Origin of the sequence: Polaromonas sp., from assembly GCF_035638815.1 — a bacterium.
In the GTDB taxonomy this organism is placed as follows: Bacteria; Pseudomonadota; Gammaproteobacteria; order Burkholderiales; family Burkholderiaceae_C; genus Polaromonas.
Window position 1 is genome coordinate 23,846 of record NZ_DASQZG010000022.1, and the last position, 21,862, is coordinate 45,707.

Below are 21,862 nucleotides of genomic sequence, written 5' to 3' on the forward strand. Positions count from 1 at the left end.
ATGCTGCTTAGTCTGGCCCAGTGGCTGCAGGCCATGTCACCTGAATTCGGCTATTTCAGGGTCTTTCAGTACCTGACATTCCGCGCGGTGATGGCGGCGCTGACAGCCCTGCTCATTGGGCTGATCGCGGGACCGTTTGTGATTCGTCGTCTCACCCATCTCAAGATTGGCCAGCCGATCCGTGACTATGCGATGCAGACGCATCTGAGCAAAAGCGGGACGCCAACCATGGGTGGTGTTTTGATTTTGCTCGCCATTGGCATCTCCACCTTGCTGTGGTTTGACCTGAGCAACCGTTTTGTCTGGATTGTCCTGATCGTTACTTTGGGATTCGGCGCCATCGGCTGGGCCGATGACTGGCGCAAGGTGGTGCACAAAGACCCTGAAGGCATGCGCTCGCGGGAGAAATATCTTTGGCAGTCACTGATCGGCTTGCTCGCTGCGCTATACCTGGTGTTCAGCATTTCTGAAAGCTCCAACCTCCGGGTGCTGGAGTTGTTTTTTACTTGGGTGCAATCGGGCTTTGATGTAAACCTGCCGCCCAAAGCCGGTTTGTTGTTGCCGTTTTTCAAGGAAGTTTCTTACCCCCTGGGCGTTTTCGGTTTTGTGCTGCTGACTTATCTGGTCATCGTGGGTTCGAGCAATGCGGTCAATCTCACCGATGGCCTGGACGGGCTGGCGATCATGCCTGTGGTGATGGTGGGCTCGGCCCTCGGCGTGTTTGCCTATGTGACCGGAAGCGCGGTTTATTCCAAGTACCTGTTTTTCCCGCACATTCCAGGCGCTGGTGAATTGTTGATTTTCTGCTCCGCGATGGCTGGTGCAGGATTGGCCTTCTTGTGGTTCAACACCCATCCGGCGCAGGTATTCATGGGCGACGTTGGTGCTCTCGCCCTGGGTGCAGCATTGGGCACGATCGCCGTCATCGTGCGTCAGGAAATCGTGCTTGCCATCATGGGCGGCATTTTTGTTGTTGAGGCACTTTCGGTGATGCTGCAGGTGATGTATTTCAAATACACCCGCCGCCGCTACGGTGCCGGCCGCCGGCTGTTCAGCATGGCGCCTCTACACCATCACTTTGAAAAAAATGGCTGGAAGGAAACGCAGGTTGTGGTCCGTTTTTGGATCATCACCATGCTGCTGTGTCTGGTGGGTCTGTCAACTCTGAAACTGCGATGAACCCGAACGCGCCCGACATTCCCGACCACGGTCCGATCCAGCCTTCAGCGGATGGGCGGGAGCTCGCGCAGGTGTCCGCGCAGGATGCCGTGTCCGGTTCGTCGACCGAGGAGATGGCGCCGACGGAGCCAGTGCCACAATCGTCTACCGACGGAGCCGTGGCGCAACTGACCGTCACTGGCAAATCGGTGCGACCCCTGCCCGAGAGCCTGACGGCTGCGCGAGACGCGCTTGCTTTCGTGACGCAATTGTTCGCCGAAGTGAGTGCGCCAGAACAGGCGGCAGCAGCCGAAGCTGCGCCGCAATCCGTTGATGAAGCGATGCAGGATGGTGTTGACGCAAACGACCCCGCAGTCGCGGCATCAACGGATGATGAGGGAGCATCCGACTTGCTTGGACAGCGGGTTCTTGTTCTGGGCCTGGGTACATCGGGCATGGCCATGGTGCGCTGGTGCGTGCGTCAGGGTGCTCATGTGACGGTGGCGGATACCCGTGAGACGCCGCCCCAGCTTGCGCAGTTGCAGGCGGAGTTGCCACAAGTGGAATTTCGCGCTGGTGCATTCGAAGCATCGCTCGTCGAAGGCACAGAGATCCGCGCTGTTTTCAAAAGCCCGGGGCTTTCACCCGCAGAAGTCGCGCCAGTCTGTCAGGCAGCGGAGGCCATCGGCTTGTGGGTGGGCGGTGAGCTCGACCTGTTCGCCCGTGCGCTGAGCGATTTGCAAGCGCAGCGCGGCTATGCCCCCAAGGTGCTCGCCATCACGGGGACAAATGGCAAGACCACTACAACGTCTCTTACCGGCCAGCTGCTTTCCCAATCAGGAAAAACCGTTGCCGTGGCAGGCAACATTGGTTTGAGTTTGCTCGACACGCTGGGTGCTCACATCGATGCGGAGACTTTGCCGGAGGTCTGGGTGTTGGAGCTTTCCAGCTTCCAGCTCGACGGTGTGCGGGGATTTGAGCCCACTGCGGCCACACTGCTTAACCTGACGCAAGACCACCTGGACTGGCATGGCGACATGCAAGCCTACGGCGCAGCCAAGGCGCGTGTCTTTGGAAGTAGCGGCTTGTTGGTTCTTAATCGTGATGATCCCGCCGTGATGGACATGTTGACAGCCGCGGCAAACGTGGCGGGTGCATCTGATGGCCAGAAAAATCCAACGGCGCGCGGCAAGCAGCACAAGGCCAAGCTACGCCCCCACACCAGCTTTGGTGTGGATTTGCCGCAGCGCCCCGGTGACTACGGGATCGAAACCGTCAACGGCATGGCCTGGCTGGTTCGCGCGGCCGAGGCCGACGAGACGATCAAGCGACGCAAGGATGACGAAGAACCATTGCATATCCAGCGCCTGATGCCTGTGGAAGCATTGCGCATACGTGGTCGTCATAACGCGACCAACGCGCTGGCTGCACTCGCGCTGGCCGGCACTGTGGGCGGCACCATGGCGGCCCTGTTGCATGGCTTGCGTGAATACACAGGTGAGCCACACCGCGTAGCGTCCGTCGCGGTCATCCGCGATGTGGAATATTTTGACGACAGCAAGGGTACCAACGTTGGTGCCACAGTGGCCGCGCTGACCGGGCTTGGATCTGAACGCAAGCTGGTCCTGATTGCGGGTGGTGAAGGCAAAGGGCAGGACTTTGCGCCGCTTGCGTCGCCGGTGCAACGGCATGCCCGAGCGGTCGTCCTCATCGGTCGCGACGCAAACCTCATCCGCGCAGCATTGGAAGAATCAGGCGTTGCCCTGCTGGAAGCGGACTCGATGCAGACCGCCGTCGAAATCGCCGCCAGGCATGCGCAAACCGGCGATGCCGTCCTCATGTCACCGGCCTGCGCCAGTTTTGACATGTTTGACAACTACGAACACCGCGCACAGGTTTTCTGTGAGGCGGTCCACGCACTGGAGCAGGATGCGGGGAGCATTACATGACAACCATGGCTGCGCGCGTCGCTGGCTGGTTTTCCGGGTGGGGCGGCGCCGCCTCCGGCGGACTTCCGGTGCGACTAGGCGGCGGGGGTGTTTCGCGCTCTGCATCCACGCCGGTGCGTCTGTCAGGTGTGGACCAGTCACTGATCTGGGTGACCGTCGCCTTGCTGGTTTGGGGTCTGGTCATGGTCTATTCCGCCTCGGTGGCGATGCCAGACAACCCCAAGTTTGCGCGTTATGCACATACCCACTTCCTTTTGCGGCACGCCCTGTCGTTGGGGGTCGCGTTCACCGTGGCCTTGCTGGCATTTCAGGTACCCATTGCCACCTGGGAGAAGATGGCTCCCTGGCTATTTGTAGTCTCGCTGGTGTTGCTGATACTGGTGCTGATTCCCTTTATTGGAAAAGGGGTCAACGGTGCCCGGCGCTGGATATCGCTTGGCTTCATGAATTTCCAGCCCTCGGAGCTGGCCAAATTTGCCGTGCTGCTCTACGCCGCCGACTACATGGTCCGCAAGATGGAAGTCAAGGAACGCTTCTTCCGTGCCGTCTTGCCGATGGCGGTGGCTATTGGCATTGTGGGTCTGCTGCTGCTTGCCGAGCCTGACATGGGCGCCTTCATGGTGATTTCAGTGATTGCCATGGGCATCCTTTTTCTGGGTGGCGTCAATGCCCGGATGTTTTTTGTCATTGCGACCGTGGTGGTCATCGCCTTTGCAATCATGGTCATGCTCAGCGACTGGCGACGCGAGCGGATCTTTGCCTACCTGGATCCGTGGAGTGACAAGTATTCAATGGGCAAGGGCTATCAGTTGTCGCACTCGCTGATTGCGTTTGGGCGTGGCGAAATTTTTGGCGTCGGCCTGGGCGGCAGTATTGAAAAGCTGCACTGGCTTCCTGAAGCCCATACCGATTTTCTGCTGGCTGTCATCGGCGAGGAGTTTGGTCTGCTGGGCGTGCTGACGGTCATCGGTGCTTTCATGTGGATGACACGCCGAATCATGCATATTGGTCGCCAGTCCATCGCGCTGGATCGCCTGTTTGCAGGTCTTGTTGCGCAGGGTGTTGGCATCTGGATTGGTTTTCAGGCCTTCATCAATATGGGTGTGAACCTGGGGGCGCTGCCGACCAAGGGCCTGACTTTGCCCCTGATGAGTTACGGCGGGTCGGCGATCCTGATGAATCTGATCTCCCTGGCTGTTGTGTTGCGGATTGATTATGAAAACAGGCTTTTGATGCGCGGAGGGCGGGCGTGACGCATACCGCCCTCATCATGGCCGGCGGCACGGGTGGCCACATCTTTCCTGGACTTGCAGTTGCAGAGGCTTTGCGCGAGCGCGGTTGGCGTGTTCACTGGCTGGGCGGCAAGGGGACGCTCGAGCACCCCAGCATGGAAAGCCAGCTCGTGCCGCCGCGTGGGTTCGCTTTTGAAACCATTGATTTCTCCGGCGTGCGCGGCAAAGGTCCCGTCACGCTGGCTCTGCTGCCACTGCGCCTGCTCAAAGCCTTTTGGCAAAGTATTCAGGTCATACGCCGCGTCAAGCCTGATGTAGTGCTCGGCTTGGGTGGCTACATTGCTTTTCCGGCCGGCATGATGAGTGTACTGCTGGGCAAACCGTTGGTGTTGCACGAGCAGAATTCGGTGGCGGGCATGGTCAACAAAGTGTTGGCTGGCGTTGCGGACCGTGTTTTCACCGCGTTTCCCAATGTGCTGAAAAACGCGCAGTGGGTGGGCAACCCCTTGCGTCCTGCATTTACACAGCAACCTGGGCCTTCGGCCCGCTTTGCCGGCCGCAGCGGACCATTGAAGTTGCTGGTGGTGGGCGGCAGTCTGGGAGCGCAGGCGCTCAACCGCATCGTCCCGCAAGCGCTGGCGCTAATTCCAACAGCACAGCGGCCCAACGTGGTCCACCAGAGCGGCGCCCGGCAGATTGATGAATTGCGCGGCAACTACACCGCCGCAGGCGTGCTGGCTGAACTGACGCCCTTTATTGACGACACTGCCCGCGCATTTGCTGAAGCGGACCTGATTGTTTGCCGCGCCGGCGCCAGCACGGTCACCGAGATCGCGGCCGTCGGTGCTGCCGCCCTGTTTGTGCCTTTCCCTGCAGCCGTCGATGACCACCAAAGCAGCAACGCGGCTTTTTTGACAGAGCAAGGCGGCGGATGGCTGGTCCGGCAAAAAGACCTGACGCCGGAGTACCTGGCCCAGATGCTACAAAAAACAGAGCGCTCTGCGCTCATGGAACGTGGGCTACAGGCTAAAAAGATGCAAAAAATAAATGCCACCGCTGAAGTGGTGGCCGCTTGCGAGGAACTGGCGCGATGAAACACGCAATCAAAAATATTCACTTCATAGGTCTCGGTGGTTCCGGCATGTCCGGCATTGCCGAGGTGCTGCACAACCTGGGCTACGTGATCTCCGGCTCCGATCTGTCGGACAGCGCGACTCTGCGGCGCCTTGGCAGCCTTGGGATCAAAACCTTTGTCGGGCACGCCGCTGAGAATCTGGCAACTGTTGACGCCGTGGTGACCTCCACCGCAGTGCAGGCGGACAACCCCGAAGTACTGGCAGCGCGTGAGAAGCGGATTCCCGTGGTGCCGCGCGCGCTGATGCTGGCCGAGTTGATGCGGCTCAAGCAGGGCATTGCCATTGCCGGAACCCACGGCAAAACCACCACCACCAGCCTGGTCGCCAGCGTGCTGGCCGAAGGCGGTCTGGACCCCACGTTTGTGATTGGTGGCCGGCTCAACAGTGCAGGCGCCAATGCCAAGCTGGGATCGGGCGACTACATCGTCGTCGAGGCAGACGAGTCAGACGCCTCTTTCCTCAATTTGCTGCCCGTGATGGCGGTCGTGACGAACATCGACGCCGACCATATGGAAACCTACGGACATGACTTTGGCAATTTGAAAAAAGCCTTTGTCGATTTTCTGCACCGCATGCCGTTTTATGGCACCGCCATTTTGTGCACCGATGATGCTGCCGTTCGCGAGATCCTGACGCAGGTGTCCTGCCCAGTCACGAGCTACGGATTTGGAGAAGACGCACAGGTGCGCGCCGTTGACGTCAAAGCCATGGGCGGGCAGATGCACTTTACGGTGCAGCGGCGCAATGGCGTCACCTTGCCTGATCTGCCGGTGGTGCTGAACCTGCCTGGCGAGCACAACGTTCTCAATGCGCTGTCGGCCATCGCCATTGCGGCTGAGCTGAACATTGCCGACGCTGCTGTCCAGAAGGCCCTCGCGGAATTCAAGGGCGTGGGAAGGCGCTTCCAGCACTACGGTGACCTTGCCGCTCCTGCGGGCGGCAGCTTCACAGTGATTGATGACTATGGCCATCATCCAGTCGAGATGGCGGCCACGCTGGCAGCGGCACGGGGTGCATACCCGGGGCGGCGTCTGGTGCTGGCCTTTCAGCCTCACCGCTTTACGCGCACACGGGATTGTTTCGAGGACTTCGTCAAGGTGATTGGCCAGGCTGACAGCGTGTTGCTGTCTGAAGTTTATGCGGCGGGCGAAGCCTCGATTGTTGCGGCTGATGGCCGGTCGCTGGCGCGGGCGTTGCGTGTCGCGGGCAAGGTTGAGCCGGTGTTTGTTGATGACATCGAAGGCATGCCGCAGGCCATTGCCGACAACGCGCTGGACGGCGACGTGGTCATGTGTATGGGCGCCGGAACGATTGGCCTGGTCCCCGGCAAGCTGGTGGATCTCTTGCCAAGACCGGCGGAAGAAGTTCAGAAAGGGAAGGCGCTGTGAGCGGGAAAGAATTCAATTTTGGCAAGGTCGCCGTGTTGATGGGCGGCCAGTCGGCAGAGCGCGAAATATCGCTGATGTCAGGGCAGGGCGTGCTGGCTGCCCTGCGCTCGCGCGGCGTTGATGCGCATGCCTTTGATCCGTCGCAACGCGATCTGGGAGACCTCAAGCGCGAGCAATTTGATCGTTGCTTCATTGCCCTGCATGGTCGCTTTGGTGAAGACGGCACGGTTCAGGGTGCGCTGGAACTGATGGGTATACCCTACACCGGCTCCGGCGTCATGGCGTCGAGTATCTCCATTGACAAGGTCACCACCAAGCGTCTGTGGCTGGCCGAAGGCGTGCCGACTCCGAAATACATTCTCCTGAGACGCGGTGAGTTTGATCGCAAACAAGTGATCGCCGCGCCTGACGATTTGGGTTTGCCGCTGATCGTGAAGCCAGCGCGCGAAGGCTCCTCAATTGGTGTGGTCAAAGTGGCCGGTTACTCCGGCATGACAGCGGCAGTGGACCAGGCCGCGCAGCTGGATGCTGACGTTCTGTGCGAGCAATTCATCAGTGGTGACGAGGTGACCTGCCCGGTCCTGGGTACGGGTGACGCCGCCCGTGCCTTGCCGGTGATACGCATCGTTGCGCCTGAAGGCAACTACGACTACGAAAACAAATACTTCACAGACACCACGCAATACCTGGTGCCTTGTGGTCTGCCCGCAGGGGAAGAGGCCGCCATCCAGGCGCTGGTACTGAAGGCTTACCGGGTGCTGGGCTGCAGGGGGTGGGGCCGGATTGACGTGATGATCGACGGTAAAACCCGCAAGCCCTACCTGCTGGAAATCAACACCTCGCCAGGCATGACCAGTCATTCCCTCGTGCCGATGTCAGCGCGCGCAGCGGGCATCACTTATGAAGACTTATGCCTCGACGTGTTGCGTGGCGCCAGCCTGGATAACGCCGCACAGGCGGGAGGCACTGCATGAACCAGGCCCTGCACGTGCCGATGGACGTCAAGCTCATGAACACCACATCTATGGTGCTTGGGCTTGCATTTGTTGGCATGTTGCTGGCCTTCCTGTCGTCGTGGCTGCTGCATCAAAACCTGTTCCGCCTTACGGCTATCAAGGTGTCGGGGGATCTGACGCATAACAACGCGGTCACTTTGCGCGCCAACGTGATTCCCAAGCTGGCCGGAAATTTCTTTACGGTGGATCTGAACCAGACTCAGGCCGCTTTCGAGACCGTGCCATGGATACGCCGGGCTCTGGTTCAGCGTGAGTTTCCCAACCGGCTCAGAGTGGCGTTGCAGGAGCACCAGCCCATTGCCCTGTGGGGTGTGGAGGGCGATACACGTCTTGTCAACAGTTACGGCGAGGTGTTCGAGGCCAACCAGGGTGATGTGGAGTCTGACGACTTGCCCCTGTTGAGCGGGCCCCATGAGCAGGCTGCACTGGTTGTAGAGGCCTACCGCCGACTGTTCCCGGTTTTCGCGACGCTGGATGCCAGGCTGACGCAGCTGGAACTGACGGGACGTGGCAGCTGGCGTGCCCAGCTGGACGATGGCGCTGTCATCGAACTGGGGCCGGGCGCGCTGGATGAGATTGATGCGCGGGCTCAGCGTTTTGTGGCCACGCTCACCCAGGTTTCGGGCAAGTTCGGCAGAAAGCTGGAATCAGCGGATTTGCGCTACGGCAATGGTTATGCACTCAAGTTGCGCGGCATCACAACCACGGCGCTGGAAGACAAAGAAAACAAGCAGGTAAAGAGGTAAAGAAATGGCCAAAGAATATAAAGATCTGGTGGTGGGACTGGACATTGGAACCAGCAAGGTCATGGCCGTGGTGGCGGAGGTATTGCCCGGTGGCGAACTCAAGCTGGCTGGCCTTGGGATTGCCTACAGCAACGGCCTCAAGCGCGGTGTCGTGGTCAACATCGATGCGACGGTGCAAAGTATCCAGCAGGCCCTCAAAGAGGCGGAGCTGATGGCCGACTGCAAGATTGCCCGCGTCTATACCGGCATCACCGGCAGCCATATCCGCGGCATCAATTCCAGTGGCATGGTAGCCGTCAAAGACCGCGAAGTTACGCAGGCGGATGTGGCCCGTGTGATTGAAACCGCCAAGGCTATCAATATCTCCACAGATCAACGCTTGCTTCTGGTTGAACCGCAAGAGTTTGTGATTGACGGGCAGGATGTGCGCGAGCCGATTGGCATGAGCGGCATCCGACTCGAAGCCAAAGTGCATATCGTGACCGGCGCCCAAAGCGCTGCGGAAAACATCATCAAGTGTGTCCGGCGTTGTGGCCTGGAAGTGGACCAGCTGATGCTGAATCCGCTGGCATCAAGTCTTTCGGTGCTCAGCCGTGACGAACAGGAGCTCGGTGTGGCGTTGGTGGACATTGGCGCAGGGACAACGGATGTGGCCATCTTCACGGGCGGCGCGATTCGGCACACGGCGGTAATTCCGATTGCCGGAGACCTGATCACCAGCGATATTGCGATGGCGCTGCGCACTCCGACCAAGGACGCTGAAGACATCAAGGTGGAAAGTGGTTTTGCCAAGCAGTTGCTCGCCGATCCGGACACCCAGGTAGAGGTTCCCGGGCTGGGTGACAGGGGGCCGCGCATGTTGTCCAAGCAGGCGCTTGCGGGCGTGATTGAGCCGCGAATTGAAGAGATTTTTTCGCTGGTGCAGCAAGTCATCCGTGAGTCAGGTTACGAAGAGGTGCTGTCCTCGGGGATTGTGATTACCGGCGGCAGTGCAGTGATGCCCGGCATGGTCGAGCTCGGCGAGGACATCTTTCTCAAGCCCGTCCGCCGCGGCATCCCGCGTTACTCCAGCGCCTTGTCTGACATGGTGGCGCAGCCCCGGGCCGCTACTGTGATGGGCTTGCTGGAAGAGGCGCGGCTGGCACGCATGCGGGGACACCGTGTGGCGCAAAAGGCGGGCAGCGTCCACAACGCTTTTGGTCGTGTCAAAGACTGGCTGGTGGGGAACTTCTGATGAAAAAATTCACTGCTTTTATCTGGCGGGTTCCAAGGTGCAGACATTCCGGAGGCGCGGATCCTCCTTCATGACTTTTTGTATTTTTGATTTCACATAAAAATTTTTTGGCAACTGCAAATTTACTGACAGGAGGCTCACATGAGCATCGAAATGATTGAAATGGAAGAGTTCAACCAGGGCACGCAAATCAAGGTGATTGGCGTGGGTGGCGGCGGCGGCAACGCTGTTGAACACATGATTGACCGCAACGTCCAGGGCGTTGAGTTCATCTGTGCCAATACCGACGCGCAGGCGCTCGGCCGCGGCGCCGCGCACAAGCAAATTCAGCTTGGCGTGAGCGGTCTGGGTGCGGGCAGCAAGCCTGAGAAAGGTCGCGACGCAGCCGAGATGGCTGTGGACGACATCCGCGCCGCCATTGCCGGTGCGCACATGCTGTTCATCACGGCTGGCATGGGCGGCGGTACCGGTACCGGCGCTGCGCCCGTGATCGCCCGCATCGCCAAGGAGATGGGCATTTTGACTGTGGGTGTGGTGACCAAGCCCTTCGAATTTGAGGGCGGTCGCCGCATGACCAACGCGGACCTGGGGCTGGCGGAGCTGGAGGCCAACGTCGACTCCCTGATCGTGGTGCTGAACGAGAAGTTGCTGGAAGTACTGGGTGACGACATCACGCAGGATGAGGCATTTGCCCACGCCAACGATGTGTTGAAAAACGCCGTCGGCGGTATTGCAGAGATCATCAATGTGCCTGGCCACGTCAACGTCGACTTTGAAGACGTGCGCACCGTGATGGGTGAACCTGGCAAGGCGATGATGGGCACGGCCCGCGCCAACGGTCCTGACCGTGCCCGCATTGCAGCTGAGCAGGCTGTGGCCTGCCCATTGCTTGAAGGCATCGATCTGTCGGGCGCCAAAGGTGTGTTGGTCTTGATCAGCGCTGCCAAGGGCTCGCTCAAACTGAATGAGTCCAAGCTCGCCATGAACACGATTCGTGCCTACGCTTCGCCCGATGCCCACGTGATCTACGGTACGGCTTACGACGACGAATTGGGCGAGGACATCCGCGTCACAGTGGTTGCAACCGGTCTGAGCCGCCAGGGCGTACGCCGCCATGCGCCACCTCTGCAGGTGCTGCGGACCGGCACTGACAACATGCCCGTGCTCAACACAACCCTGGGCGGCGCCCTGTCCGGCAATGCGATGGCAGGCGGCAACAGCATGGGGTCGGCACAGCCTGACTACGGCAACATGTCGGTTCCGAGTGTGTGGCGTACGAATCGTACGCAGGCTGCGGCCAAGGTGGATGCGCTGGCTTCTGGCGGTATGGACGACTTTGAGATTCCGGCGTTTTTGCGCAAGCAGGCGGATTGATTCGGGTTGTTGGCGTCACGCTACGGCTGAAGTCTGCGCTGGGCAGTAGGGACTAACTCCCCACTCCCACCCCTAGCCCCTCCCTCGCCCCGCTGGGCGATGGCGGGGGACCTCATTTGGCCGCGTTTGATCACTGCCGCGTGCATGAATGACGGTCCCGTGCAAGCCTTTGCGCGCCAAGCGCGCAAAGGCTTGTCATTCCGGTGAAGGCCGGAATCCATCCCCGAATCCGCATCGATTCCGACTCCACTCCCGTTCCCCCACCCCCTCCTGTATGCGCCGAGGAGCGCAGGTTCAGACGGATGAGGGCTGACACTTGTTTGAGCCGAAGGCGAGTTTGTGTCAGCCCCCGGCTGGACCGAGCACCGCAGGTTGCCCGCAGCGAAGCGGAGGGACGCAGACAGCAGGGACGCCTTTTCTTTGCTTACTTTCTTTTGGCGAAGCAAAAGAAAGTGAGTAGCCGCCGGGCTACCCCCGGCAAGCAGGCAGACCGAGACACGACGCAGGTACCCCAAAAGGTTCACAACCCCAATAACCGCGCTTTACCCCAACTTAACCCCCGCGACCTAAAATAATCCCATGCTCCAGCAACGCACTCTCAAATCCCTGACCAAGGCCGTAGGCGTCGGCCTGCACAGCGGTCAGCGGGTAGAGCTGACCTTGCGGCCGGCGGCTCCAGACACCGGCATTGTGTTTCGCCGCGTGGACCTTCCGCAGCCGGTGGACATTGCGATCTCCGCCGAGGCGGTCAGCGATACCCGGTTGGCCTCGACCATTTCCAGCGGGGGGGCAAAAGTTCACACGGTCGAGCATCTGATGTCGGCCTGCTCTGGCCTGGGCATTGACAACCTGTACGTCGACATCACTGCCGAAGAAGTCCCCATTCTTGACGGCTCCGCTTCGTCGTTTGTGTTCTTGCTGCAGTCCGCCGGCATCGTGGTTCAGGCTGCACCCAAGCGGTTTATCCGCGTGATCAAGCCGGTCGAAGTCCGCGAGGGGCAGGGCGCGTCCGAGAAGTGGGCGCGGCTAACGCCCTATAACGGCTACAAACTCGGATTCGAAATCGACTTTGACCACCCGGCCGTGGACTCCACGGGACAGCGCGTGGAGTTTGACATGGGCACCGGCTCGTATTCCCGCGACATTGCCCGCGCCCGTACTTTCGGTTTTACGAAAGATGTTGAAATGATGCGGGCCAATGGCCTGGCGCTGGGCGGCGGTCTGGACAATGCCATCGTCATGGACGACTACAAGGTGCTCAACTCCGAGGGCTTGCGCTACAACGACGAGTTCGTCAAACACAAGATTCTTGACGCCATGGGCGATTTGTACCTGCTTGGCAAACCACTGTTGGCTGCCTACAGCGCTTTCCGCTCTGGCCATGCGCTGAACAACAAGCTGCTGCGGGAGCTGTTGGCGCACGCGGACGCGTATGAAGTGGTGACGTTTGAAGATGAAAAAGCTGCGCCCCAAGGTTTTGCGCAGCTTGCACGCGCCTGGTAGGGCCGGAGAACAACTGTGCTTTTCCTGCGCTGGATTGTCCTGTTGATGCTACTGACCTCGGCGGTCTCGTTTGTGCTGTTCATGACGACCGGTCAAGCGCGATTCAAAGTGTTCGGCTTGACGGTGCTGCGCTGGACACTGGGCGCCGCGTTCGTGTTTTTTGCCGTCCTGGCTTTCGAACAGGCCTGAGGGGCTGGGCGCCCGCCAGAAGGCCGCTCAGTGGTGCCGCCCATCCTTGAAAGATGCCGTCGATTTGCGACTCAAGGTCGCAGCGCGCGCCAGCACAGCGGCTGACCCGCCCACATGCGCGTGCGTGATGGCCAGTGCCAGCGCATCGGCTGCATCTTTGCCGGGCAGACCAGGCAGCTTGAGCAAGCGCTTGACCATCTCCTGAACCTCAGGCTTGCCGGCCTTGCCGTAACCCGCAACGGCCTTTTTCATCTGAAGGGGCGTGTACTCAGCCACCTCGATGTTGCAACTCACCAGCGCAGTCACGCAGGCTCCGCGCGCTTGACCCAGCATGAGTGTGGCTTGCGGGTTGACGTTGACAAACACGATCTCGCAAGCTGAGCAGTCGGGCGTGTAGCGAGCGGTGATTTCACAAATGCCATCGAACAGGACCTTGAGCCGTGCCGGCAGATTGCCCCGGTCCAGGTGTGTGGTTTTGATGGTGCCGCTGGCGACATAGCTCAGTGCGTGGCCATCCACATCGATCACGCCGAAGCCGGTAATTTGCAAACCAGGATCGATGCCAAGGATTCTCATCTGCTATGTTTTATGTAGCTATCCTCGCCCGCGGATATTGGGCTAGAGGCCAAAATACCACCGAACCGAGTGGAAAAATACCGGTGCAGCAAAACACAGCGCATCCACGCGGTCGAGCAGGCCGCTTGCGCCGGTGACTGACTTTCCCTCGCTCCCCCAGTTGGTGATGCCGCGGTCCCGTTTGAGGGCTTTCATCACCAGGTGGCCCAGTGAGCCCGCCACGCAGGCGATCAGGGCCATGGCAACGGCTTGTCCGGGTTTGAAGGGGGTGAGGCCCGACATCAATCCGCCGACAAAACCACCGACCGCCAGACCGATCAGCCAGCTTGCCCAGTTAAAGGTCGCGCTGACCTGCGGTGCTGTTGGCGGGCGTGGCCACCTCCGCGCGGCCAGGTGCTGCACCAGCATGCCGGTCTGCACAACAAAAACCAGAAAGAAAACGAGGAAGGCGTTTTTCCCGACATAACGGGGGAAATCCAGCAGCAGGAGGGCGGGCACGTGGCTGATGCCGTACACGCACACCATGATGCCCCACTGCAATTTGGCATTGCGCTCCAGAAAACGCTGCGGATCGTTGGCCAGTGCGCTGACCACCGGAATTGCCAGAAAAACATACACAGGGATAAAGACAGTGATCAGATCAAAGTGTTCGGTGATAACCAGCCAGAACTGAACCGGCAGCACGACAAAGAAGGCCAGCACCAAGCTGCGATGGTCGCCGTGGCGGGTGGGCGACAGTGTGATGAACTCGCGCAGGGCAAAAAACGCAACGATTGCAAACAGCAGGGTTGCCACTGTGTCGCCCAGGGCCCAGCCCACCCAGAACACAGTGGACATGATCCACGAAGTATTCAGCAGACCGGTGAGCTCACGAATGTCCTGTGTGCGGATTTCGTTTTCGCCGTCATCGCGCAAGCTCATGGCAAAAGCCACCACGCTGGCTGCAATCAGCAGGCCAAAAACGATAACAAAGAGCAGGCCGACCTGATGCGAGGGGCTGAGGTTACGCAGAAAACTGCTCATCAGGTGTCCTTCAAGGCGATCACCGCTTCTCGCGCCCGGGTCAGAAAGCTTCCACGCTCTTCCGACTCTGCAACGGCGATGGGGGTACCAAAAGTGACTGAACACAAGATAGGGACAGGCACCACTTCGCCTTTGGGCATCACGCGTTGAACGTTGTTGATCCACGCCGGCACAAGCACTACATTGGGAAATTTCAAGGCGAGGTTGTACAGGCCGGACTTGAAGGGTTGCGGCTCTTCCTGGTTGCCGCGTGTGCCCTCGGGAAACAGGATGATCGAGTCACCGCTTTGCAAGGCCTCGATCAGCGGCTCCAGCGGATCCTGCTCACTGGTCTTGACCCGATCTACATAAATGGCGTTGAACACCGCCGTGGTGATCCACTGCTTGAAAGGTGTTTTGGTCCAGTAGTCTTTGGCTGCAATGGGTCGTGTGATGCTGCGCAGCTCGGCTGGCAGCGCAGCCCATATCAATACGAGATCGGCATGGCTTTGATGATTGGCAAAATAAATGCGCTGTTCGGCCTTGGGCGGACAGCCCTGCCAGCGCGCCTGGGCACCCGTCAAAGCGCGGATCAGGCCGAGCAAGAAAAGGCTCATCAACTTCGCCAGCATCAGACGCCACCCCCAATGCGACAGTGGTCGAATGTTCTTCTCATGGCAACTCAATGCCGCCCATGCGGGCAGCAATGGTGCCAGCGCGCGATGCCAGATAACCTGAACCCGGCCGCGTCTCAAAGTATTTGGGACGCGGCAGCATGACAGCCAGACGCGCGGCTTCGTAAGCGCTGAGCTGCGAGGCAGATTTTCGGAAGTAGTGCTGGGCCGCAGCCTCTGCGCCGAAGATGCCTTCGCCCCACTCCACGCTGTTGAGGTAAATCTCCAGAATGCGTTGCTTGCTCAGCAGGGCTTCGAGCAGCAGCGTGAGAACCAGCTCCTGCCCTTTGCGCATCAGGGTTCTTTCGCCTGACAGAAAAAGGTTTTTGGCCAGCTGCTGGGTGATGGTGGAGCCGCCAACTATTTTGGGAGGCTTGGCGGCGGCTTTGCCCGTTGCGGCGGGTGTTGCGCGGTTGGCCAGCTTCTCCGCACGCTGTTCGGCCTTGGTGTTTTTCTCCCAGGCTTTCTCAAGCGCCTCCAGATCAACACCTTCGTGTTCGCTGAAGGTTGCGTCCTCTGACGCGATGACGGCCCGCTTGAGGTGGTTTGACACCTCGGCATAGGGAACCCACTGCTGCCGCCACTTCAGCTCGCCCTTTTCGGCAACCAGGCGCCAGGCTTCCGAGCGCTGGAAGGCGGTGGATTGCGGATCGATCACGGCCATCATGGCGATGCGCCCGACAAAGTACAGCTGCATGGCCACAACTGCAAAAACCACGAGCACGAGCCAGCGGAGCAGCCCCTTCATGACAGGGCCTTGCGCAATTCCTGCAGAACCTGGGCAGCAGGTGGGCGCACACCGCGCCAGAAGAAAAAGGACTCGGCCGCCTGCTCCACCAGCATGCCAAGGCCATCCCGCGGCACCGCGCCATGGGCCAGCGCCCAGTCGGCAAAACCTTTGGCTGCGGCGCCGTACATCATGTCGTAAGCCAGTGCGCCCGGCTTGAGGACCCGTGCATCGACGGGAATGGCAGCACCTTCCAGACTGCTGGCGGTGCCATTGATGATGACATCAAAATCGGCGTCCAGCCCTTTTAAATCATGGGCTACCAGCTCTGTTTTTTGTAGCAACTCCTGCAGGGCTGGATGCGCAACGTGCCGCGCTACCAGCGACCCGGCTTTTTCCAGCGTCCGGTTGGCCACGACCAGGCGGCGCGGCGCGGCCGCAAGCAACGGCCCCAGCACCCCGGCCGCCGCCCCACCGGCGCCTATGAGCAGCAGGTCTCGTCCGGCCAGGCTGATGCCTGCATTGACCTGAATATCGTTGACCAGGCCGACGCCGTCCGTGTTGTCAGCCTCAATGTGTTTGCCTTTGAGCTTGAGCGTGTTGGCGGCCTGCGCCAGCTCGGCGCGCTCGGTGGCGCTATTGGCCATCTGAAAAGCTTCAAACTTGAATGGCACGGTGACATTGCAGCCGCGGCCACCGCTGGCCATCCACTGTTGCAACGCGCTGGAAAAGCCGTCCAGCGGGACCAACTGCTTGCTGTAGGCGATGCGCTGGCCGGTGAGTTCGGCAAATCGCGCATGGATGCCCGGCGATTTGCTGTGCTGCACCGGGTTACCGAGGACGCAGTAGTGATCCATATCTTGCTTGCTCAGCGGCCGGTGAGTTTGGTTTCCAGCGTATCGTCGCGTGTGAACTTGAAACGCGAGACCACCACAATCTGGTCGGCCTTGCGCCGCATCGCTTCGTTGAAGGTGCCGAAGGGGCCTGTGCTGCGCACGATGAGCTGGGCACGCCGGTCCAGCGCGAGGTTGCCTGAGGTTTCGGCTACCTCGGTGTCCAGCACGCGGCCGTCAAAGTTGATGGTCAGCACCATGGTGAGTTCACCGTAGAGTTTTTTGCCCGCCATCTCCGGAAAATTGACAGTGCCTCTGTCCTCGATTTTGCGGCGCAGGGTGTCGTAATACACCGCATAAACTTCTTCGCGGGTTGCAGGGCTGATGTAGCGCTTTTTCGGCCGCGCGTTTTCTTCGTTGATGCGCCGCTCAATCTCCGCCAGAATTTTGATCAGTTGCTTGCGCTTTTCTTCCCGGTCAGCCTGGGCCGCGTCATTGGCAGGCAGTGTGGGGTCGGGCGGCGGCATGGCCGCCAGTTGCTTGCTGATTTGCGCCAGCAGCATGGTTTGCTGCTGCTGCATGGCATCCACCTGGCGCTGCGCGTCCTCAGCTGCGTCGCCGAGTTCGGTGAGGGCGGAGGGAGGCAAGGGACTGGTAGCTCGGCCTTTCTCGGCTTCACCGCCACCGGCCAGGGATGTCTGGGCAATGGCTTTGGCAACGTCCGGACGTTCTTTGGACTTGGCATTGACCAGAATCACTTCCAGCGGCGTGTCCTGAAAAACGCGGTTGAAGCGCTCCGGATCGACAAAACGCACGGTCAGCAGGACCGCGTGCAGGGCGACGGAAAAGCCAAGGGCGATTTGCAGAGTGCTGGGGGACTTCACAGAACAGGATTATCGCGGGTGGCTGCGCGGAAAGCTAACTTTGTGGCGCAGTAACAACCGCATCGGCAGCGGGCTCATCCATGCTCATATCAACAGCGATTGAAATCGGCCCAGCGGCCATTTCGGATTCGTTGTCTTCTTCGTCCACCTGTTCTGCGGCGGCTTCATCGACCACAGCGTCCAGCCGTTCGATTACCGTGCCCGATACATCGAGCGTGATCTCGTCAATCGCCCCCAGCTTGATGCGCACCCGTGCGCCGCGTGGCAGGCCCTGCGCCCCCGCAGCCGGCAGCACCAGCGGCAGGTCATCAGCCCGCACCAGGTTGTCTTTAAAAGCGGTTGCGGTCAGTTCGGTCAGCGCGTTTTGCTGAATGTATTTGAGCGTCCAGTAGCGCTCAATCCCGGCCTGAAACCCGTTGTAGGCACTGTAGGCCCCGTCAAAGCTGGAGATGATGGAAAACAGCTCCGTGTCTTTGGGTTTGAAGGGTGCTACCAACGCCGCCGTGCGGCCGTTTTTCACGCAGGCAATGATCTGCCACTGGTTAACCAGATCGGTATAGCGACGCAGGGGGGAGGTGCTCCACGCATAACTTTTGACGCCAATGCCCGCATGCGGTAAGGCCTTGGTGCCCATGCGCACCTTCACGCCCGGCGCCAGGCTGGCCTGGCTGCGGTAGATGCCAGGCACGCTGTGTTCTGCCAGCCACTCGCCCCAGGTGCTGTTGGCGAGAATCATGGCTTCGGCGACGATCAAATCCAGCGGCGAGCCGCGTTTGCGGATGGTGATGCTCACCCTCTCGTTGCCTTCGGGTTCTTTGCCGGAGGGGTTGTCCAGGCTGAAGTTGTAGTCCGGTCGGTTGAAATTTTCCGGTTTGCCGCGCACCACTTCGCGCTGGGCCTTCAGGTGCCGCGCCAAGCGGTGTAAGAAGCTTAACTCCAGCCCCCATTGAACAGCGGCTGGCGGTGTAGCGTGCGCCGCATCAAAGAACTCTTCAGTAAAAACGCTATCGAGTTTGTCGTGGCGCAGGTTGCTGACAATCGGCACCAGCTCCAGCCGTGTGTTGGTTGCTGTGATGGCCAGTGTGGCTTCGTCAAGCGTGACGTAAAGCGACAGGGCAGGGCAGTTGCGTCCCTCCTGCAGGGTGTAGGTTTGCACCACCTCGTCGGGCAGCATGGTCAGCTTGTAGCCCGGCATGTAAACGGTGGACAGGCGTGCGCGACCCAAGAGGTCTATCGGACTGCCCGGCAGCACAGCCAGACCAGGCGCCGCGATGTGAATGCCCAGGATGATCTGGCCGCTGCCCAGGCCTTGTACCGACAGCGCATCATCAATTTCCGTGGTGCTGGAGTCGTCGATTGAAAACGCCTGCGCCTCGGCCAGAGGCAGCTCGTCCTTGGCGGCGGGCGCCTGCACGGCCGGGAAGCCCGTGCCTTTGGGAAAGTTTTCAAACAGAAAACGTTTCCAGTGAAACTGGTATGGCGAGGCAATGGCGCCAGCTTGTTGCAGCAGATCAAGCGGTGCCTTGTGGGTGGCGCGTGAGGCTTCCACCACAGCTTTGTACTCAGGGCTGTTTTTGTCGGGCTTGAACAGGATTTTGTAAAGCTGCTCGCGTATCGCCGCCGGGCATTCACCGCGCCCCAGCTCCTCGGCCCAGGCGCTGATCTGCGCAATGACCTGCTTCTTTTTCTCGATGGCCACCAGCGCCTGCTGAAGAATCTCGGCAGGTGCCTTTTTAAATCGGCCTTTACCCGCGCGCCTGAAATAGTGCGGTGCTTCAAACAGCCTGAACAGCGCTGCAGCCTGCTGCTCCGTAGAGGCGGCCTTGCTCGGGTCGGCGCTGAAATAGTCGCGCGCCAGGTCGGCAAAACTGAATTCTTCCTCGCTGGCAAATTCCCATGCCAGGTCCAGTTCGATCTCTTCGCTCAACTTCTGGCCGGCGCTGATGAGGGCAGCTGGCGCCGGCTTTTCAAACTTCAGCAAGGCGTTGGCGGCCTTGAGCTTGACGCGTTTGCCCGAGTCCAGCTCCACCTGCAGCGAGCTGTCCGCCTCCGACAAAATACGTCCCGCCAAAAACTTGCCGGCTTCTTCAAACAATACAAACAAAATGACGTCCTTTGATTACTGGGACTAGTGTAATCAGCCGGCCTTGTGCGCCGGTGTCAAACCAGAGCCAGAAATTCCATGATGTCCGGCAGGTGCGCATCAAAATCGCTGATCGCGTGGTCTCCACCTTCCAGCAGTTTGATGCGTGTGCCGGGGTAGCGGCCTGTCATTTCGCGCCAGTCCAGCACTTCATCACCTTTGGCGATGATTGAAAAGTAGTCAGCCGGCCGGACCACAGGTCCGTGCTCCAGTGCACGAAACTCGTCCACAAAACGCGCTTCGAAGAAAAAGCGGTCACCGGGGTCATGCCACGAGGTTTGTTCGCCAATGTATTTGGCGAGATCGCGGGCCGGGTGCACGGCGGGGTTCAGCAGCACGGCTTTGCAGGCGAAGGTTTCGGCTACATGTGTCGCGTAAAAACCCCCCAGCGACGAACCCACAACCGCCATCGTGTCGCGCGGCCAGCTTGCGATGCCGCCCATCACCATCTGCATGGCAGCTTGGGGAGAGGGCGGCAGCTGTGGGCACCACCAAGTCACTTCAGGATGTTTCAAGGCCACTTCGGCGGCCATTTTCTGGGCTTTGGCGGATTGGGGCGACGAGCGAAAACCGTGGAGGTAAAGGAGGTGGGTGGTGGGCATGGGGCTATCCTAAGCGCTGTGTGACGCATGCATGACGAATATTCTGACTAAATCGGGCCCTGCCCCTTTAATGGCGGTAAAAGTTTGCTATTAATTAAGTAGCAAACGTTTTCGACCACGGGGGCTTCACCGCTGGCCGATAATCCTTGCCATGTCTGCCGTTTTCGACAAACCTTCCATTTTTCAGCGCGCTGCCCCGATGTTTCAGGGATTTGACGGCCCACTTGCGTTTGCTGTTTTTCTGCTCGCCTGTGCAGGCCTGCTCATCATGTATTCCTCCGGATTCGACCACGGCAGCCGTTTTGCCGACCATGGTCGCAACATGCTGATTGCGGGCGCCATCATGTTTGTGGTGGCGCAGATTCCCCCGCAGCGGCTGATGGCCTTTGCGGTGCCCATGTATATCGTGGGCGTAGGTCTGCTGGTGGCGGTGGCGATCTTTGGCATCACCAAAAAAGGTGCGAGGCGCTGGGTCAACGTCGGCATCGTCATCCAGCCCAGCGAGATTCTGAAAATTGCGATGCCCTTGATGCTCGCCTGGTGGTTTCAAAAGCGCGAAGGCCAGTTGCGTCCTCTGGATTTTCTGGTGGCCGGCATGCTGCTGATTGCGCCGGTGGGTTTGATCATGCGCCAGCCTGACCTGGGCACCTCGCTGCTGGTGCTGGCGGCGGGTCTGGCTGTGATATTTTTTGCGGGGCTGAGCTGGAAACTCATCGTGCCGCCGGTTGTCCTGGGCTTGGTGGGCATTTTTCTGCTGATCTGGTTTGAACCGCAGCTGTGTGCGGACGGCGTGCGCTGGCCGGTTTTGCACGCATATCAGCAGCAGCGCATTTGCACGCTGCTGGACCCAACGCGGGACCCGCTGGGCAAGGGATTTCACATCATTCAGGGCATGATCGCCATCGGCTCCGGCGGCTTGACTGGCAAGGGCTTCATGCAGGGCACCCAAACCCATCTCGAATTTATTCCCGAGCGCACCACCGACTTCATTTTTGCAGCGTATTCAGAAGAGTTTGGACTGGTGGGTAACTTGGTTCTGATTGCCGCCTTCGTCTTCCTGATTTTGCGCGGGCTGGCCATTGCCCTGGATGCGCCCACTCTGTTTTCGCGCCTGCTGGCAGGCGCCATCACCATGATTTTCTTCACCTATGCCTTTGTCAACATGGGCATGGTCAGCGGCATTTTGCCGGTGGTGGGCGTGCCCTTGCCGTTCATCAGCTATGGCGGAACGGCCATGGTGACGCTGGGCCTAGCGGTCGGCATTCTCATGTCTATTTCCAAAGCCAAGCGGCTGGTCCAAACCTGAAGCGATGACATACCCGGTCGGCATCATCGGCGTCGGCAACATGGGCGGCGCCATGGCAATGCGTCTGCGGGACTGTGGCTGGCCCGTGCATGTTTGCGATACAGATCCCGCCCGCATCCAGCTCCTTGAGCCTTTTGGGGCTGTAGCCCAGCAAACACCTGCGCAGCTAGCTATCAATTCAGTAGCAGTC

At 59.7% G+C, this 21,862-nt stretch carries 21 protein-coding genes; 13 read left to right on the forward strand and 8 right to left on the reverse strand.

From position 1 onward, the window contains the following. The 11 genes from mraY (at window position 1) to VE934_RS14915 (ending at window position 12,925) form a co-directional block, all read left to right on the forward strand. Window positions 1-1,179 (forward strand): phospho-N-acetylmuramoyl-pentapeptide-transferase, encoded by a 1,179-nt coding sequence (mraY, locus tag VE934_RS14865; RefSeq protein ID WP_324888853.1) that lies wholly within the window; start codon window positions 1-3, stop codon window positions 1,177-1,179. Then, window positions 1,176-3,107 carry a UDP-N-acetylmuramoyl-L-alanine--D-glutamate ligase gene (gene murD, locus VE934_RS14870; RefSeq protein ID WP_324888855.1) on the forward strand — a complete coding sequence of 644 codons (1,932 nt, stop codon included), beginning with the start codon at window positions 1,176-1,178 and terminating at the stop codon, window positions 3,105-3,107. The genes mraY and murD overlap by 4 nt, the downstream gene beginning before the upstream one ends. Next, on the forward strand, window positions 3,104-4,360 hold the full coding sequence (ftsW, locus tag VE934_RS14875; protein ID WP_324888857.1) for a putative lipid II flippase FtsW: 1,257 nt from the start codon (window positions 3,104-3,106) through the stop codon (window positions 4,358-4,360). The genes murD and ftsW overlap by 4 nt, the downstream gene beginning before the upstream one ends. 17 nt (window positions 4,361-4,377) lie before the next feature. Next, the gene (gene murG, locus VE934_RS14880; protein ID WP_324888899.1) at window positions 4,378-5,433 is read left to right on the forward strand and encodes an undecaprenyldiphospho-muramoylpentapeptide beta-N-acetylglucosaminyltransferase; all 1,056 of its coding nucleotides are present in this window, start codon (window positions 4,378-4,380) and stop codon (window positions 5,431-5,433) included. After that, window positions 5,430-6,863 carry a UDP-N-acetylmuramate--L-alanine ligase gene (gene murC, locus VE934_RS14885; RefSeq protein ID WP_324888860.1) on the forward strand — a complete coding sequence of 478 codons (1,434 nt, stop codon included), beginning with the start codon at window positions 5,430-5,432 and terminating at the stop codon, window positions 6,861-6,863. The genes murG and murC overlap by 4 nt, the downstream gene beginning before the upstream one ends. Then, entirely contained in the window at window positions 6,860-7,837 is a 978-nt protein-coding gene (locus VE934_RS14890) for a D-alanine--D-alanine ligase (protein WP_324888862.1), read from the forward strand. Before murC ends, VE934_RS14890 begins: the two co-directional genes overlap by 4 nt. Further along, window positions 7,834-8,625 carry a cell division protein FtsQ/DivIB gene (locus VE934_RS14895; RefSeq protein ID WP_324888864.1) on the forward strand — a complete coding sequence of 264 codons (792 nt, stop codon included), beginning with the start codon at window positions 7,834-7,836 and terminating at the stop codon, window positions 8,623-8,625. Before VE934_RS14890 ends, VE934_RS14895 begins: the two co-directional genes overlap by 4 nt. 4 nt (window positions 8,626-8,629) lie before the next feature. Beyond that, window positions 8,630-9,859 (forward strand): cell division protein FtsA, encoded by a 1,230-nt coding sequence (gene ftsA, locus VE934_RS14900; RefSeq protein WP_324888866.1) that lies wholly within the window; start codon window positions 8,630-8,632, stop codon window positions 9,857-9,859. A gap of 141 nt (window positions 9,860-10,000) precedes the next feature. Continuing rightward, window positions 10,001-11,233, forward strand: a complete 1,233-nt coding sequence (gene ftsZ / locus VE934_RS14905) for a cell division protein FtsZ (RefSeq protein ID WP_324888868.1) — start codon at window positions 10,001-10,003, stop codon at window positions 11,231-11,233. 579 nt (window positions 11,234-11,812) lie between these two features. Then, window positions 11,813-12,736 (forward strand): UDP-3-O-acyl-N-acetylglucosamine deacetylase, encoded by a 924-nt coding sequence (gene lpxC, locus VE934_RS14910; protein ID WP_324888870.1) that lies wholly within the window; start codon window positions 11,813-11,815, stop codon window positions 12,734-12,736. Window positions 12,737-12,751: 15 nt separating this feature from the next. After that, on the forward strand, window positions 12,752-12,925 hold the full coding sequence (locus VE934_RS14915; protein ID WP_324888872.1) for a hypothetical protein: 174 nt from the start codon (window positions 12,752-12,754) through the stop codon (window positions 12,923-12,925). A gap of 27 nt (window positions 12,926-12,952) precedes the next feature. Here VE934_RS14915 and ruvC read toward each other — a convergent pair whose 3' ends face one another. From ruvC to VE934_RS14955, 8 genes are read right to left on the reverse strand one after another with little or no spacing between them, the layout of a single operon-like run. Further along, the gene (gene ruvC, locus VE934_RS14920) at window positions 12,953-13,501 is read right to left on the reverse strand and encodes a crossover junction endodeoxyribonuclease RuvC (RefSeq protein WP_324888874.1); all 549 of its coding nucleotides are present in this window, start codon (window positions 13,499-13,501) and stop codon (window positions 12,953-12,955) included. A gap of 42 nt (window positions 13,502-13,543) precedes the next feature. Then, window positions 13,544-14,524 (reverse strand): phosphatidate cytidylyltransferase, encoded by a 981-nt coding sequence (locus VE934_RS14925; RefSeq protein ID WP_324888876.1) that lies wholly within the window; start codon window positions 14,522-14,524, stop codon window positions 13,544-13,546. Beyond that, window positions 14,524-15,135 (reverse strand): lysophospholipid acyltransferase family protein, encoded by a 612-nt coding sequence (locus VE934_RS14930; RefSeq protein ID WP_324888878.1) that lies wholly within the window; start codon window positions 15,133-15,135, stop codon window positions 14,524-14,526. Before VE934_RS14930 ends, VE934_RS14925 begins: the two co-directional genes overlap by 1 nt. Window positions 15,136-15,175: 40 nt before the next feature. Further along, entirely contained in the window at window positions 15,176-15,925 is a 750-nt protein-coding gene (locus VE934_RS14935; protein WP_324888879.1) for a transglycosylase domain-containing protein, read from the reverse strand. Further along, window positions 15,922-16,761, reverse strand: a complete 840-nt coding sequence (aroE, locus tag VE934_RS14940; protein WP_324888881.1) for a shikimate dehydrogenase — start codon at window positions 16,759-16,761, stop codon at window positions 15,922-15,924. Before aroE ends, VE934_RS14935 begins: the two co-directional genes overlap by 4 nt. 11 nt (window positions 16,762-16,772) lie before the next feature. Beyond that, the gene (locus tag VE934_RS14945; RefSeq protein ID WP_324888883.1) at window positions 16,773-17,621 is read right to left on the reverse strand and encodes an energy transducer TonB; all 849 of its coding nucleotides are present in this window, start codon (window positions 17,619-17,621) and stop codon (window positions 16,773-16,775) included. 34 nt (window positions 17,622-17,655) lie between these two features. Beyond that, window positions 17,656-19,725, reverse strand: a complete 2,070-nt coding sequence (locus VE934_RS14950; protein ID WP_324888885.1) for a ribonuclease catalytic domain-containing protein — start codon at window positions 19,723-19,725, stop codon at window positions 17,656-17,658. 56 nt (window positions 19,726-19,781) lie between these two features. Continuing rightward, window positions 19,782-20,366: a YqiA/YcfP family alpha/beta fold hydrolase gene (locus tag VE934_RS14955; RefSeq protein WP_324888888.1), complete on the reverse strand. Its 585-nt coding sequence runs from the start codon at window positions 20,364-20,366 to the stop codon at window positions 19,782-19,784. A 151-nt stretch (window positions 20,367-20,517) separates the two neighbouring features. Here VE934_RS14955 and rodA point away from each other — a divergent pair, with 151 nt between their 5' ends. Both rodA and VE934_RS14965 read left to right on the forward strand, forming a co-directional pair. Continuing rightward, the gene (rodA, locus tag VE934_RS14960) at window positions 20,518-21,672 is read left to right on the forward strand and encodes a rod shape-determining protein RodA (RefSeq protein ID WP_324888890.1); all 1,155 of its coding nucleotides are present in this window, start codon (window positions 20,518-20,520) and stop codon (window positions 21,670-21,672) included. Window positions 21,673-21,676: 4 nt separating this feature from the next. Further along, window positions 21,677-21,862 (forward strand): NAD(P)-binding domain-containing protein (locus VE934_RS14965; protein WP_324888892.1); only part of this gene is annotated, 186 nt, incomplete at its 3' end.